Source organism: Arthrobacter sp. TB 23 (assembly GCF_000294595.1).
Lineage (GTDB): Bacteria > Actinomycetota > Actinomycetes > Actinomycetales > Micrococcaceae > Arthrobacter_D.
Window position 1 is genome coordinate 37702 of the sequence record NZ_ALPM01000021.1, and the last position, 12655, is coordinate 50356.

The 12655-nt window shown below is 60.2% G+C and carries 22 protein-coding genes; all 22 read left to right on the forward strand.

What is annotated here, in order from left to right:
* The first annotated feature begins 30 nt into the window (after nucleotides 1-30).
* Nucleotides 31-396 carry a 50S ribosomal protein L22 gene (rplV, locus tag B384_RS0102150; RefSeq protein WP_019481498.1) on the forward strand — a complete coding sequence of 122 codons (366 nt, stop codon included), beginning with the start codon at nucleotides 31-33 and terminating at the stop codon, nucleotides 394-396.
* Nucleotides 396-1253 (forward strand): 30S ribosomal protein S3, encoded by an 858-nt coding sequence (gene rpsC / locus B384_RS0102155; RefSeq protein WP_019481499.1) that lies wholly within the window; start codon nucleotides 396-398, stop codon nucleotides 1251-1253. Before rplV ends, rpsC begins: the two co-directional genes overlap by 1 nt.
* Nucleotides 1254-1670: a 50S ribosomal protein L16 gene (gene rplP, locus B384_RS0102160; protein WP_019481500.1), complete on the forward strand. Its 417-nt coding sequence runs from the start codon at nucleotides 1254-1256 to the stop codon at nucleotides 1668-1670.
* A gap of 2 nt (nucleotides 1671-1672) precedes the next feature.
* The gene (rpmC, locus tag B384_RS21260) at nucleotides 1673-2023 is read left to right on the forward strand and encodes a 50S ribosomal protein L29 (RefSeq protein WP_019481501.1); all 351 of its coding nucleotides are present in this window, start codon (nucleotides 1673-1675) and stop codon (nucleotides 2021-2023) included.
* The gene (rpsQ, locus tag B384_RS0102170) at nucleotides 2020-2313 is read left to right on the forward strand and encodes a 30S ribosomal protein S17 (protein ID WP_019481502.1); all 294 of its coding nucleotides are present in this window, start codon (nucleotides 2020-2022) and stop codon (nucleotides 2311-2313) included. Before rpmC ends, rpsQ begins: the two co-directional genes overlap by 4 nt.
* A gap of 287 nt (nucleotides 2314-2600) precedes the next feature.
* Nucleotides 2601-2969: a 50S ribosomal protein L14 gene (rplN, locus tag B384_RS0102175; RefSeq protein ID WP_019481503.1), complete on the forward strand. Its 369-nt coding sequence runs from the start codon at nucleotides 2601-2603 to the stop codon at nucleotides 2967-2969.
* 3 nt (nucleotides 2970-2972) lie between these two features.
* Nucleotides 2973-3353, forward strand: a complete 381-nt coding sequence (rplX, locus tag B384_RS0102180) for a 50S ribosomal protein L24 (RefSeq protein WP_019481504.1) — start codon at nucleotides 2973-2975, stop codon at nucleotides 3351-3353.
* Complete coding sequence (rplE, locus tag B384_RS0102185) at nucleotides 3353-3928, forward strand: 50S ribosomal protein L5 (RefSeq protein WP_019481505.1); 576 nt, start codon at nucleotides 3353-3355, stop codon at nucleotides 3926-3928. Before rplX ends, rplE begins: the two co-directional genes overlap by 1 nt.
* A 99-nt stretch (nucleotides 3929-4027) precedes the next feature.
* Nucleotides 4028-4426, forward strand: coding sequence for a 30S ribosomal protein S8 (gene rpsH / locus B384_RS0102190; protein ID WP_019481506.1), 399 nt, complete (start codon nucleotides 4028-4030; stop codon nucleotides 4424-4426).
* Nucleotides 4427-4450: 24 nt separating this feature from the next.
* Nucleotides 4451-4987, forward strand: coding sequence for a 50S ribosomal protein L6 (gene rplF, locus B384_RS0102195; RefSeq protein ID WP_019481507.1), 537 nt, complete (start codon nucleotides 4451-4453; stop codon nucleotides 4985-4987).
* 2 nt (nucleotides 4988-4989) lie between these two features.
* Complete coding sequence (gene rplR, locus B384_RS0102200; protein WP_019481508.1) at nucleotides 4990-5373, forward strand: 50S ribosomal protein L18; 384 nt, start codon at nucleotides 4990-4992, stop codon at nucleotides 5371-5373.
* A complete protein-coding gene (gene rpsE / locus B384_RS0102205; RefSeq protein ID WP_019481509.1) occupies nucleotides 5370-6119 on the forward strand; it encodes a 30S ribosomal protein S5 in 750 nt (249 codons plus the stop codon). The genes rplR and rpsE overlap by 4 nt, the downstream gene beginning before the upstream one ends.
* Complete coding sequence (rpmD, locus tag B384_RS0102210) at nucleotides 6119-6331, forward strand: 50S ribosomal protein L30 (protein ID WP_019481510.1); 213 nt, start codon at nucleotides 6119-6121, stop codon at nucleotides 6329-6331. Before rpsE ends, rpmD begins: the two co-directional genes overlap by 1 nt.
* Entirely contained in the window at nucleotides 6331-6825 is a 495-nt protein-coding gene (gene rplO, locus B384_RS0102215) for a 50S ribosomal protein L15 (protein WP_019481511.1), read from the forward strand. Before rpmD ends, rplO begins: the two co-directional genes overlap by 1 nt.
* Nucleotides 6826-7020: 195 nt before the next feature.
* On the forward strand, nucleotides 7021-8334 hold the full coding sequence (gene secY, locus B384_RS0102220; protein WP_026040899.1) for a preprotein translocase subunit SecY: 1314 nt from the start codon (nucleotides 7021-7023) through the stop codon (nucleotides 8332-8334).
* The gene (locus B384_RS0102225; protein WP_019481513.1) at nucleotides 8331-8903 is read left to right on the forward strand and encodes an adenylate kinase; all 573 of its coding nucleotides are present in this window, start codon (nucleotides 8331-8333) and stop codon (nucleotides 8901-8903) included. Before secY ends, B384_RS0102225 begins: the two co-directional genes overlap by 4 nt.
* A gap of 7 nt (nucleotides 8904-8910) precedes the next feature.
* Nucleotides 8911-9732: a type I methionyl aminopeptidase gene (gene map, locus B384_RS0102230; protein ID WP_019481514.1), complete on the forward strand. Its 822-nt coding sequence runs from the start codon at nucleotides 8911-8913 to the stop codon at nucleotides 9730-9732.
* A gap of 198 nt (nucleotides 9733-9930) precedes the next feature.
* On the forward strand, nucleotides 9931-10152 hold the full coding sequence (infA, locus tag B384_RS0102235) for a translation initiation factor IF-1 (RefSeq protein WP_019481515.1): 222 nt from the start codon (nucleotides 9931-9933) through the stop codon (nucleotides 10150-10152).
* Nucleotides 10153-10225: 73 nt separating this feature from the next.
* Nucleotides 10226-10339: a 50S ribosomal protein L36 gene (rpmJ, locus tag B384_RS19945; protein WP_024475611.1), complete on the forward strand. Its 114-nt coding sequence runs from the start codon at nucleotides 10226-10228 to the stop codon at nucleotides 10337-10339.
* 173 nt (nucleotides 10340-10512) lie between these two features.
* Entirely contained in the window at nucleotides 10513-10890 is a 378-nt protein-coding gene (gene rpsM, locus B384_RS0102240; protein WP_019481516.1) for a 30S ribosomal protein S13, read from the forward strand.
* A gap of 173 nt (nucleotides 10891-11063) precedes the next feature.
* On the forward strand, nucleotides 11064-11465 hold the full coding sequence (rpsK, locus tag B384_RS0102245) for a 30S ribosomal protein S11 (RefSeq protein WP_019481517.1): 402 nt from the start codon (nucleotides 11064-11066) through the stop codon (nucleotides 11463-11465).
* A gap of 165 nt (nucleotides 11466-11630) precedes the next feature.
* Nucleotides 11631-12641 (forward strand): DNA-directed RNA polymerase subunit alpha, encoded by a 1011-nt coding sequence (locus B384_RS0102250; protein ID WP_019481518.1) that lies wholly within the window; start codon nucleotides 11631-11633, stop codon nucleotides 12639-12641.
* Nucleotides 12642-12655 lie beyond the last annotated feature (14 nt).

Consider the following 12655-nt stretch of genomic DNA (forward strand, 5'->3'; position numbering starts at 1 on the left):
CGAGCGGCAGAAGACGAGAGAAGGAAAGCAATGGAAGCCAAGGCAGTTGCGCGTTTTTCGCGTGTCACGCCTATGAAGGCCCGGCGCGTCGTCAACCTGGTTCGTGGAAAGCAGACGAATGAGGCTCTGGCAATACTGAAGTTCGCCCCGCAGGCAGCTTCAGAGCCGGTATTCAAGGTAGTACAGTCGGCGGTCGCCAACGCCCGTGTCCTCGCGGACCGGGACGGCATCGCATTCGACGAAGATAACCTGTTCATCAGCGAGGCATTTGTTGATGAAGGCCCCACGATGAAGCGGTTCCGACCGCGCGCCCAGGGCCGTGCATTCCGCATTTTGAAGCGGACTAGCCACATCACAGTTGTAGTAGCCACCCCTGAGAAAGCGCAGGTCCGCTAGTGGGACAGAAAGTAAACCCGCATGGGTTCAGGCTCGGTATCACCACGGACCACCGTTCGCACTGGTTTGCCGACAGCAACAAGCCAGGTCAGCGGTACAAGGACTATGTCCGTGAGGACATCAAGATCCGTCAGCTCATGGCGACGGGCATGGATCGCGCCGGCATCGCCAAGGTAGAGATCGAGCGCACCCGTGACCGTGTTCGTGTGGATATCCACACTGCACGTCCCGGCATCGTTATCGGCCGCCGCGGCGCCGAAGCAGACCGCATTCGCGGCGAGCTGGAGAAACTGACCGGCAAGCAGGTTCAGCTGAACATCCTCGAGGTCAAGAACCCCGAGATGGAAGCTCAGCTTGTTGCCCAGGGCGTTGCTGAGCAGCTCTCCTCACGCGTGGCATTCCGCCGGGCGATGAAGAAGGCTATGCAGTCGGCACAGCGTGCAGGAGCGAAGGGCATCCGTGTCCAGTGTTCCGGCCGTCTGGGTGGCGCAGAAATGAGCCGTTCCGAGTTCTACCGTGAAGGCCGTGTGCCCCTGCACACCCTCCGCGCGAACATCGATTACGGCTTCTTCGAAGCCAAGACCACCTTCGGCCGTATCGGCGTGAAGGTCTGGATCTACAAGGGCGACATCACCGCCAAGGAGCTCGCAGCCCAGGCTGCAGCTGCACCGTCCCGCGGACGCGGCGGCGGAAGCGACCGTCCGAGCCGTGGCCCAGCTGGCGCTGACCGCGGCGGAGACCGCGGTGCAGACCGTCGTCGTCGTAACCCGGCCGGTTCCGCTCCTACCGAGGCGCAGGCAACTGCCGCACCGGCTGAAGCTGCAGCTCCGGCAGCAGCGGAAGGAGGACAGGCTTAAATGCTTATCCCTCGTCGAGTCAAGTTCCGTAAGCAGCACCACCCGGGTCGTTCCGGCGCTGCAACCGGTGGCACTGAGGTCAGCTTCGGTGAGTGGGGTATCCAGGCACTGAGCCCGGCTTACGTCACGAACCGTCAGATTGAAGCTGCACGTATTGCCATGACCCGCCACATCAAGCGTGGCGGCAAGGTCTGGATCAACATTTATCCCGACCGCCCACTGACCAAGAAGCCTGCTGAAACCCGTATGGGTTCCGGTAAGGGTTCCCCAGAATGGTGGGTATCCAACGTCAAGCCGGGTCGGGTTCTTTTCGAACTCTCCGGTGTATCAGAAGAGGTAGCCCGCGAAGCATTGCGCCTAGCAATCCACAAGCTGCCGTTGAAGGCACGCATTGTGCGTCGTGAAGGTGGTGAGTAGACATGGCTATAGGTTCAAAGGAACTGACATCCGAGCAGTTGGACGGCTTCGATCGTGATCGCCTGGTCGAAGAACTCCGCAAGGGTAAGGAAGAGTTGTTCAACCTTCGCTTCCAGTCCGCTACGGGTCAGTTGGAAAATCACGGGCGTTTGCGCTCAGTGAAGCGCGATATCGCACGCCTGTACACGGTGATGCGTGAGCGTGAGCTCGGCATTCGGCCTGACTATGTTGCTCCCGTTGAGGAAGCAAAGCCTGAAAAGGCCAAGAAGTCCAAGAAGGCCTCCACCAAAGACGCCCCGGATGCGGGCACGCCTGACGCAGGCACCGAGGCTTCTAAGGAGGACGCCAAGTGAGTGAACAGAAGAGTGAAGCAACGACGTCGGACGATCTGGCCCGCGGCTACCGTAAGACCCGTCGTGGCTACGTAGTCTCGGACAAGATGGAAAAGACCATCACGGTCCAGGTTGAGGACCGGGTGAAGCACGCACTGTACGGCAAGGTTCTTCGCCGCAGCACCAAGGTCAAGGTCCACGATGAAGAGAACACCGCCGGCATCGGCGATCACGTTCTCATCAGCGAGACCCGCCCGCTGTCCGCTACCAAGCGGTGGCGTCTGGTCGAGGTAATCGAGCGCGCCAAGTAGGCTCCCGCAAGGGAACCAGCTGTTACGACTGGGCCCCGGAGGTGATATCGCACTGCGATTTCACCTCCGGGGCACTTTCGCGATAAGATGAAAATCTTGTCTGTCCGGTGGGTTAGAGGTATGAGCTTCCACACCGGCGATTGAGACAAAAGCCCGATAATCTTGTTCAGCATTCTTTGCGCAGGCGTGTTCGCGCCCGCGCAGGCTGAGGACCAGTATTACGGGGCCAACCCATATCCGTTCCGCAAGGCTCGTATAGAGAACCAGCGCGACGACAGGAGCAATAAGTGATTCAGCAGGAGTCGCGACTTAAGGTCGCCGACAACACGGGTGCCAAGGAAATCTTGACAATCCGTGTTCTCGGTGGATCTGGACGTCGCTACGCAGGCATCGGCGACGTCATTGTCGCCACCGTCAAGGATGCAATTCCCGGCGGTAACGTAAAGAAGGGCGACGTCGTCAAGGCGGTTATCGTCCGCACCAAGAAGGAACGCCGCCGCGCGGATGGTTCCTACATCAAGTTTGACGAGAACGCTGCGGTGATCTTGAAGACAGACGGCGACCCACGCGGTACGCGTATCTTCGGTCCCGTCGGTCGCGAACTCCGCGACAAGCGCTTCATGAAGATCATCTCGCTAGCGCCGGAGGTGCTCTAATCCATGGGAGCGAATAAGACAGTGAAGTTCAAGATCAAGAAGGGTGACCTGGTACAGGTCATCAGCGGAGCCAAGCAGGAACGCGGCGGAGACCGCGGCAAGCAGGGCAAGGTTCTGAAGGTATTCCGGGAGAACAACCGGGTCCTCGTCGAGGGAATCAACCGCGTCACCCGCCACACCAAGGTTGGACAGTCGCAGCGCGGCTCGAAGACCGGCGGCATCGAGGTCATTGAAGCCCCCATCCACATCAGCAATGTTGCAGTGGTTGACCCCGAGACCAACAAGCCAACCCGCGTTGGCTACCGCATCGATACCGTCGAAAAAGACGGTAAAGAGCGTACGGTCCGGATTCGTGTCGCCAAGGCATCAGGGAAGGATCTCTAATGACTACCGAAGCCGTAGAGACAAAGATCTCCCCGCGCCTGAAGACGCGCTACGCCGCTGAAATCAAGTCCGGACTGCAGGAAGAATTCGGTTACACCAACGTCAACCAGGTTCCACGCCTGGTCAAGGTTGTTGTGAACATGGGTGTTGGAGATGCCGCCAAGGACTCCAAGCTCATTGATGGCGCTGTACGCGACATGACCCAGATCACCGGTCAGAAGCCTCAGGTCACCAAGGCCCGCAAATCCATTGCTCAGTTCAAGCTGCGCGAGGGAATGCCAATCGGCTGCCACGCAACTCTCCGTGGCGACCGGATGTGGGAATTCGTCGACCGTCTAGTGTCACTGGCACTGCCCCGTATCCGCGACTTCCGTGGCCTTAGCGGCCGCCAGTTCGACGGAAACGGCAACTACACCTTCGGACTCACGGAACAGTCAATGTTCCACGAGATCGACCAGGACAAGATCGACCGCGTACGTGGCATGGACATCACCGTTGTCACCACCGCAAAAACCGATGACGAAGGTCGCGCACTGCTCAAAGCGCTCGGCTTCCCGTTTAAATCCGAAGATTAATCTAACTACGTTCCAGGTCCGTACCGGGCAGGGCAGGGCGCAAGTCCAACACCCTAAACCGGGCCCCGGAAACCGTTACGAGGAAGGGCAAGAGCCCACATGACAATGACAGATCCTGTGGCAGACATGCTGACACGTCTGCGCAATGCAAACTCCGCATACCACGACACCGTGAGCATGCCATACAGCAAGCTCAAAGCTCGCGTCGCCGACATCCTCAAGGCTGAAGGCTACATCGCAGGCTGGAAGGAAGAGGAAGCGGAGGTTGGCAAGAAGCTGACCATCGACCTCAAGTTCGGTCCTGAGCGCCAGCGTTCAATCGCCGGCATCCGCCGCATCTCCAAGCCCGGACTCCGTGTTTACGCGAAGTCCACCAACCTGCCGCACGTGCTGGGTGGTCTTGGTATCGCAATCCTGTCCACGTCCTCCGGACTGCTGACAGACCGCCAGGCATCCAAGAAGGGCGTGGGTGGGGAAGTCCTCGCCTACGTCTGGTAGCCGGAACAGAGAAGGAGTAAACACATGTCACGTATTGGACGTCTCCCCATCTCCGTTCCCGCGGGTGTTGAGGTAAAAATCACCGGAAACGTGGTCTCCGTCAAGGGAGCCAAGGGCGAGCTGAGCCACACCGTGCCCAGCCCAATCCTGGTGGATCTCGACGAGAGCACACTGACCGTCACCCGGCCCAACGACGAGCGCGAATCGCGTTCGCTGCACGGCCTGACACGCACGCTGATCTCCAACATGATCACCGGTGTCACTGACGGATACAAGAAGAACCTGGAAATTGTTGGCACCGGTTACCGCGTGCAGGCTAAGGGTTCCGACCTGGAGTTCGCACTGGGCTTCAGCCACCCGGTCGCCGTCAAGGCACCGGAGGGCATCACTCTGACCGTTGAGGGACCTACCAAGGTTTCCGTCTCCGGCATCAGCAAGCAGCAGGTCGGCGAAGTCGCCGCAAACATCCGCAAGCTGCGGAAGCCGGACCCCTATAAGGGCAAGGGCGTGCGCTACGCAGGCGAAGTTGTTCGCCGTAAAGTCGGAAAGTCTGGTAAATAATCATGGCTATCAGCATTAATAAGAAGCGAAGCTCGAAGAGCAAGTCCGCCCAGCGTGGACGCCGCCACCTCCGTGTGCGTAAGCGCATCACCGGAACAGCGGTCCGCCCGCGTCTGGTAGTCAACCGGTCTGCACGTCACATGTTCGTTCAGGTTGTCGACGACGGTTTGGGTGTCACGGTTGCTTCGGCATCGACCCTCGAAGCCGATCTGCGTGCATTCGACGGCGACAAGACCGCCAAAGCTAAGCGCGTGGGCAACCTCGTAGCTGAGCGTGCCAAGGCCGCGGGAATCGAAGCAGTAGTCTTCGACCGCGGCGGCAACAAGTACCACGGCCGTATTGCCGCCATCGCTGATGGCGCCCGCGAAGGTGGGTTGGCACTGTGACCGAGGAAAACAATGCAAAGGAACCTGAATTGAGTACAGGTACTGAACAGCCTGCCGCTGCAGCTCCGGCTACAGAGGCACCCGCAACGGCAGCAGCCGACGACCGCAAGGGCGGTGCCCGCGGAGAACGTGGTGGCCGCAACAGCGGCGCCGGTGGCCGTGACGGCGGCCGTGGCGGTCGCGACGGCGGCCGTGGTGGCCGTGACGGGGGCCGTGGCGACGACAAAGACAAGTTTGTCGAGCGCGTGGTTGCCATCAACCGTGTGTCAAAGGTAGTCAAGGGTGGACGGCGTTTCAGCTTCACCGCCCTGGTTGTCGTTGGCGACGGTAACGGAATGGTCGGCGTCGGTTACGGCAAGGCCAAGGAAGTTCCGTCAGCTATCGCAAAGGGCGTTGAAGAGGCCAAGAAGTCCTTCTTCAAGGTCCCCCGCATCGGTGGTACGGTTCCTCACCTGGTTCAGGGCGAAGCGGCCGCAGGCGTAGTCCTGCTCCGCCCAGCCTCCCCAGGTACCGGCGTTATCGCCGGTGGCCCGGTGCGTGCTGTGCTGGAATGCGTCGGCATCCACGACGTTCTGTCCAAATCACTCGGTTCTTCGAACGCCATCAACATTGTTCACGCAACTGTTGACGCGCTGAAGCGGCTGGAAGAGCCTCAGGCAGTAGCGGCCCGTCGTGGGTTGCCGCTGGATCAGGTGGCTTCCTCGTCGATGCTGCGCGCAATGCAGGAACAAAAGGCAGGTGCGTAATGGCAACTCCCAAGCGCGTGTTAGTAAGCTCAGCGAAGCTTGAAATCACCCAAATCAAGTCCGTCATTGGCGGCAAGCAGAACCAGCGCGACACCCTGCGGTCCCTCGGCCTCAAGCGCATCGGGCACACAGTTGTCCGTACCGCTGATGCCGTTACCGTTGGCATGGTCAACACGGTTCCGCACCTCGTGAAGGTTGAGGAGGCCAACTAATGGCAGAGAAGAATGTGGCAGCAGCCACGGTCAATCCGGACAACGAGCGCGTTCACGCGCTCAAGGTCCACCACCTGCGTCCCGCCCCTGGAGCGAAGACCGCCAAGACCCGCGTGGGCCGTGGCGAAGGCTCCAAGGGTAAGACTGCAGGACGCGGTATGAAGGGAACCAAGGCCCGTTACCAGGTCAAGGCAGGCTTCGCAGGCGGACAGCTTCCCCTGCACATGCGCCTTCCTAAACTGCGTGGGTTCAAGAACCCATTCCGGGTCGAGTTCCAGGTTGTAAACCTGGACAAGATCTCGGAGCTCTACCCCAACGGTGGCGAGGTGTCGGTCGACAGCCTGGTCGCCAACGGTGCGGTTCGCAAGAACCAGCCCGTGAAGGTACTGGGCACCGGTGATATCACCGTCAAGGTCGATGTCACCGTGCACGCGTACTCGGCTAGCGCTGCAGAGAAGATCACTGCAGCCGGCGGTTCGGTCACCGGACTCTAATTCAGAGCCGCTGTGATCTACCCGATCTAGCAACTAGACTCTTGGTGGGCCGGAACATTCCGGCCCACCAAGAGTTTTTTTACGGCCAAGTAGGCTTACCTAGCCGCCCCCGGGTCCGACGCACCGGGTTTCAACCGTTAGACTCGGTTGTTGTGTATCTGTCCGCCATGGACACCAAGACCTTCAGGAGGACGCTTGCTTAGCGCTATTGGCCGGGCTTTCCGGACGCCAGACTTGCGGCGCAAGCTGTTGTTCACGCTTGGAATCATCACCATCTTCCGCCTGGGTGCCTTCATCCCCGCGCCCGGTGTTGACTACGGCAATGTTCAGCAGTGTTTGCAGCTCGGCAACACCGAGGGCGGTCTCTACGAGTTCGTGAACCTCTTCAGTGGTGGCGCTCTCCTGCAAGTGTCCATCTTCGCTCTGGGCATCATGCCCTACATCACGGCGAGCATCATCACCCAGCTCCTCCGCGTGGTCATCCCGCGGTTCCAGGAGCTGCATCAGGAAGGCGCGCAGGGGCAGTCAACGCTGACCCAGTACACGCGTTACCTGACCATCGCGTTGGCCTTGCTCAACGCGACCACGCTGGTTTCCCTGGCCCGATCGGGAGCCCTGCTGGGTGACTGTCCAGTGCCGATCATCCCGGATGACAGCATCATCACCATCCTGCTTTTGATCCTGACCCTTACTGCCGGCACCGGCCTGATCATGTGGATGGGTGAACTCATCACCGAGCGTGGAGTCGGCAACGGCATGTCACTGCTCATCTTCACCGCCATCGCTGCAGGCTTCCCAACCTCTCTGGGCGAGATCCTCCGCACCCAGGGCTGGACGGTGTTTGTGGCAGTGATCGCCATCGGTCTGGTGGTGGTTGCACTGGTGATCTTTGTTGAGCAGTCGCAGCGTCGAATCCCCGTGCAGTACGCCAAGCGGATGGTTGGTCGACGCACGCTCGGGGGAAGCAGTACCTACATCCCGATCAAGGTGAACATGGCCGGCGTCATCCCGGTGATCTTCGCGTCGTCGATGTTGTACCTGCCAAGCCTGATCGCACAGTTCAACACACCCACCGACGGCCAGACTCCGCCGCCGGAATGGGTCAACTTCATCACCACCTACCTCGCCAACGGCGACCACCCGCTGTACATGGCGCTCTACTTCGCCATGATCGTCTTCTTCACCTACTTCTACGTAGCAATCACGTTCAACCCGGACGAGGTTTCGGAGAACATGAAGAAATACGGTGGGTTCATTCCGGGCATCCGTGCGGGGCGGCCAACGGCCGAGTACCTGCAGTACGTGTTGTCCCGCATCACCCTCCCGGGCGCCCTTTACCTCGGCCTGGTAGCACTGATCCCGTTGATCGCGCTCGTGCTGATCAACGCAAACCAGAACTTCCCGTTCGGTGGTGTTTCAATCCTCATCATGGTGGGTGTTGGACTCGAAACGGTGAAGCAGATCGACGCCCAGCTTCAGCAGCGTCACTACGAAGGGTTGTTGCGATGACACGCATGCTCATAATTGGTCCTCCCGGATCCGGCAAAGGCACACAGGCTTCGCGGATCTCCGAGCGGCTAGGCGTCGTCGCGATTTCTACCGGAGACATATTCCGGGACAACGTGAAGCGCGAGACTCCACTTGGCCTGGAGGCCAAAAAGTACATGGACGCCGGAGACTTCGTACCAGACAGCGTCACCAACTCGATGGTGCGGGATCGTCTGAAGGAAGACGATGTCCGCGAGGGGTTCCTCCTCGACGGCTACCCGCGCACGCCAGCCCAGGTGGTGGAACTGGATGACATCCTCAAGCAGAACGAGCTCACCCTCGACGCCGTTCTGCAGCTCACGGCCCCAGACGAGGAACTGATCCGTCGCCTGACCGGGCGCGCCGAGCTGGACGGCCGCAGCGATGACAACGAAACCGTCATCCGCCACCGGCTCGACCTGTACCACGAGCAGACCGAAGAGGTTGTCTCGCAGTACGAGGGGCGCGGCATCGTCAGGCGGGTCGACGGGATCGGAGCCATCGACGAAGTCACCGAACGAGTTGTCGGCGCCCTGAACGGCACCCGGTAGATTGACGATGTTCCGCCAGTCGAAGGTCGAATACAAGAACAACCAGCAGATCCGCATCATGCGGAAGGCCGGGTTGATCCTTTCGGCAGCGCTGGATGAGGCCGTAGCCGCCGCCGCGGTGGGCGTGACCACCCGCGAACTCGACGACGTGTTCGCTGGTGTCTTGAAGGCTTCGGGAGCAACGTCCAACTTTCTGGGTTACCACGGGTTCCCCGCATCGATCTGCGCATCGGTGAACCATGAGGTTGTGCACGGGATCCCAGGGGACTATGCGCTGCAGGACGGAGATATCCTCTCCATTGATGGTGGCGCCATCGTGGACGGCTGGCATTCAGACTCCGCCCGCTCGGTGATTGTCGGGCAGGCGCGCGCCGAGGACCAGCGGCTGTCAGACGCGACAGAGTCGGCCATGTGGCATGGGATCGCCGCGTTGGCGAACGCTCGGAATGTCGGCGACGTGGGCAACGCTATTGACGACTACGTCTCCGGGCTTGATGGCGCTCCGTTAGGGATCCTGCAGGACTATGTTGGGCATGGCATCGGGACCGCCATGCACCAGCCTCCCGACGTGCTCAACTACCGCAGTGGACACCGCGGTCCCAAGGTTAAGCCAGGGCTGTGTTTGGCGATAGAGCCCATGCTTGTTCTTGGTGGCCTGGAGACAACTTTGCTCGACGACGACTGGACCGTTGTCACCACTGACGGCAAGCGGTCATGTCAGTGGGAGCACACCGTTGCGGTACACGACGGTGGCATCTGGGTGCTCAGCGCCGAAGACGGGGGAGCGGCCAAGCTCGCGCCCTTGGGTGTCACGCCCGTCGCGCTCTGATTCCCGGGCCTCAGATTTAACATTTCACAACTGTTAGCGTAGAGTTGCCTGTTGGTTGTCTCTACTCGTGTGCCCATTTAGGGTGCCACGTGTGCACGGTCCGGTAACCCGAATCTGTTGCTGCGCTGGGAGTAGGTCAACGATCACAACCCCAATCGCCAACCGCGTAAGTGGCTGGCATAGACGTTAGCGGAGGATATGGCCAAGAAAGACGGTGTCATTGAGATTGAAGGCACTGTGAACGAGGCTCTGCCCAACGCGATGTTCCGCGTTGAGCTGGCAAACGGTCACATTGTCCTCGCCCACATCTCGGGAAAAATGCGTCAGCACTATATTCGGATCCTTCCTGAGGACCGGGTGGTAGTGGAGCTTAGCCCTTACGACCTCACACGAGGCCGTATCGTCTACCGCTACAAATAAGGAATTCTCCCGTCCTGCCTCAGGATAGGGAGTGTAGTTACAGCACAATCTGCAAACAACGCAAAGGAAAACCATGAAGGTCCAGCCGAGCGTCAAGCGGATCTGCGATAAGTGCCAGGTGGTTCGCCGCAAGGGCAACGTACTCGTAATCTGCGAAAACCCGCGCCACAAACAGCGTCAGGGCTAGTTCTTCTCTTCAGGAGAAGCACCACCCACGCGCTGCAGTAGTACAACCATAAAGGCAGAGCAGTTCCCACGATCAGTGGGAGCACACCCCCGGGCACGGAGGCCGGGGAGCTGAGATTCTCAGCAGGCCGCTCTGTCTCAGACCTCCAGAAACACCAAAGGAGAACCGCCACTATGGCACGTCTCGCTGGCGTAGACATTCCCCGCGAAAAGCGGGTAGTGATAGCGCTTACCTATATCTATGGCGTGGGCAAGACCCGTGCAGACCAGACGCTGGCAGAAACCGGGATCAGCCCGAATACGCGCGTCAAGGACCTCAGTGACGCGGAGCTGCTGCAGCTGCGTGACTACATCGAAGTCAACTACAAGGTCGAAGGTGACCTCCGCCGTGAGGTAGCCGCCGACATCCGCCGGAAGGTGGAGATCGGAAGCTACGAAGGCATCCGGCACCGCCGCGGTCTTCCTGTACGCGGACAGCGTACGAAGACCAACGCGCGTACCCGTAAGGGCCCCAAGCGCACCGTGGCCGGCAAGAAGAAGGCCGCGCGCTAGTCTCTGGCAGCTCCCTAACCTGACTCGCTAGCGCTCGTCCGGCCAGGGAATCCGGCGGCCATGGGCCCACCCATTGGCTTCCTCATCAGGCGGCCCAGGATTGGTTCCATAGCTCGCCTTCGCCAGGCCCTCAGGTCCCGGCACCTCACCCATCACCTTTCGTAGGAGAAGCAATGCCCCCCAAGACTCGTGGAGCGGTACGTAAGCCGCGTCGCAAGGATAAGAAGAATATCGCGCTTGGACAGGCGCACATCAAGAGCACCTTCAACAACACCATCGTGTCCATCACGGACCCGTCAGGAGCAGTTATCTCCTGGGCCTCCGCCGGTGAAGTTGGATTCAAGGGCTCTCGTAAGTCGACCCCGTTCGCCGCTCAGATGGCAGCCGAGGCTGCCGCCAAGCGTGCGCAGGAACACGGCGTCAAGAAGGTCGACGTTTTCGTCAAGGGCCCAGGCTCAGGACGCGAAACAGCTATCCGCTCGCTGCAGGCCACCGGCCTGGAGGTTGGCTCCATCCAGGATGTCACCCCCAGCGCCCACAACGGTTGCCGGCCTCCGAAGCGTCGCCGCGTCTAATTAGCTTTTACGGTGCGAATGCCGCGCTGAATGATTCCACTACCTGGGATTGTTCAGGGCGGCGTTCGACACCGCTCCCCAAGCTAATAAGCGTTGCTTGCTAGCTGTCCCTTTCCACCATTTGTGTTGCGTCATATAGCGGATGCACCCTGAAAGGAAATGTAAGTGCTTATTGCACAGCGCCCCACCCTGACTGAAGAAGTCGTCGCCGACAACCGCTCACGGTTCGTCATCGAGCCGCTTGAGCCCGGTTTCGGCTACACCCTCGGAAACTCACTCCGCCGCACCCTGCTTTCCTCGATCCCGGGTGCAGCTGTAACCAGCATCCGTATCGACGGTGTTCTGCACGAGTTCACCACGGTTCCTGGTGTCAAGGAAGATGTCACCGAGATCATCCTGAACATCAAGAACCTGGCCGTGTCTTCCGAGCACGACGAGCCAGTTGTCGCCTACCTGCGCAAGCAGGGTCCCGGCGTCGTCACCGCGGCGGACATTGCACCGCCAGCCGGTGTCGAGTTCCACAACCCGGATCTGCACATCGCCACCCTTAACTCGAAGGGGAAGTTTGAACTCGAGCTGACCATCGAACGTGGGCGTGGCTACGTGTCGGCCTCACAGAACAAGTCCGGCGACTCGGAGATCGGCCGCATCCCGGTCGACTCGATCTACTCGCCGGTCCTGAAGGTCACCTTCCGGGTCGAAGCAACCCGTGTTGAGCAGCGCACCGACTTCGACCGTCTGATCGTCGACGTCGAAACCAAGGACGCCATCGCCCCCCGCGATGCAGTAGCCTCGGCCGGTACCACCCTGGTGGAACTGTTCGGACTGGCTCGTGAGCTGAACACCGCCGCCGAAGGCATCGAGATTGGCCCATCGCCAACGGACGCTGCCCTGGCAGCCGACATGGCGCTGCCCATTGAAGATCTCGAGCTGACTGTTCGGTCATACAACTGCCTCAAGCGTGAGGGTATCCACACCGTGGGTGAACTCGTTGCGCGCTCCGAGGCCGACCTGATGGACATCCGGAACTTCGGTGCCAAGTCGATCGATGAGGTCAAGGCCAAGCTGGTTGAGCTGGGTCTGTCCCTGAAGGATTCCCCTCCAGGGTTCGACCTCGCGGCTCGCGCAGCAGCCATTGAAGAAGACGACGCCGCATACAGCGACGACGAGCTCTAACAACGTTAGAAAGA

Coding starts and splice junctions, on each gene's coding strand:
- rplV (WP_019481498.1), top strand. CDS start 31: ATGGAAGCCAAGGCAGTTGCGCGTTTTTCGCGTGTCACGCCTATGAAG.
- rplP (WP_019481500.1), top strand. CDS start 1,254: ATGCTTATCCCTCGTCGAGTCAAGTTCCGTAAGCAGCACCACCCGGGT.
- rpmC (WP_019481501.1), top strand. CDS start 1,673: ATGGCTATAGGTTCAAAGGAACTGACATCCGAGCAGTTGGACGGCTTC.
- rplX (WP_019481504.1), top strand. CDS start 2,973: ATGGGAGCGAATAAGACAGTGAAGTTCAAGATCAAGAAGGGTGACCTG.
- rplE (WP_019481505.1), top strand. CDS start 3,353: ATGACTACCGAAGCCGTAGAGACAAAGATCTCCCCGCGCCTGAAGACG.
- rpsH (WP_019481506.1), top strand. CDS start 4,028: ATGACAATGACAGATCCTGTGGCAGACATGCTGACACGTCTGCGCAAT.
- rplF (WP_019481507.1), top strand. CDS start 4,451: ATGTCACGTATTGGACGTCTCCCCATCTCCGTTCCCGCGGGTGTTGAG.
- rplR (WP_019481508.1), top strand. CDS start 4,990: ATGGCTATCAGCATTAATAAGAAGCGAAGCTCGAAGAGCAAGTCCGCC.
- rpmD (WP_019481510.1), top strand. CDS start 6,119: ATGGCAACTCCCAAGCGCGTGTTAGTAAGCTCAGCGAAGCTTGAAATC.
- rplO (WP_019481511.1), top strand. CDS start 6,331: ATGGCAGAGAAGAATGTGGCAGCAGCCACGGTCAATCCGGACAACGAG.
- B384_RS0102225 (WP_019481513.1), top strand. CDS start 8,331: ATGACACGCATGCTCATAATTGGTCCTCCCGGATCCGGCAAAGGCACA.
- map (WP_019481514.1), top strand. CDS start 8,911: ATGTTCCGCCAGTCGAAGGTCGAATACAAGAACAACCAGCAGATCCGC.
- infA (WP_019481515.1), top strand. CDS start 9,931: ATGGCCAAGAAAGACGGTGTCATTGAGATTGAAGGCACTGTGAACGAG.
- rpmJ (WP_024475611.1), top strand. CDS start 10,226: ATGAAGGTCCAGCCGAGCGTCAAGCGGATCTGCGATAAGTGCCAGGTG.
- rpsM (WP_019481516.1), top strand. CDS start 10,513: ATGGCACGTCTCGCTGGCGTAGACATTCCCCGCGAAAAGCGGGTAGTG.
- rpsK (WP_019481517.1), top strand. CDS start 11,064: ATGCCCCCCAAGACTCGTGGAGCGGTACGTAAGCCGCGTCGCAAGGAT.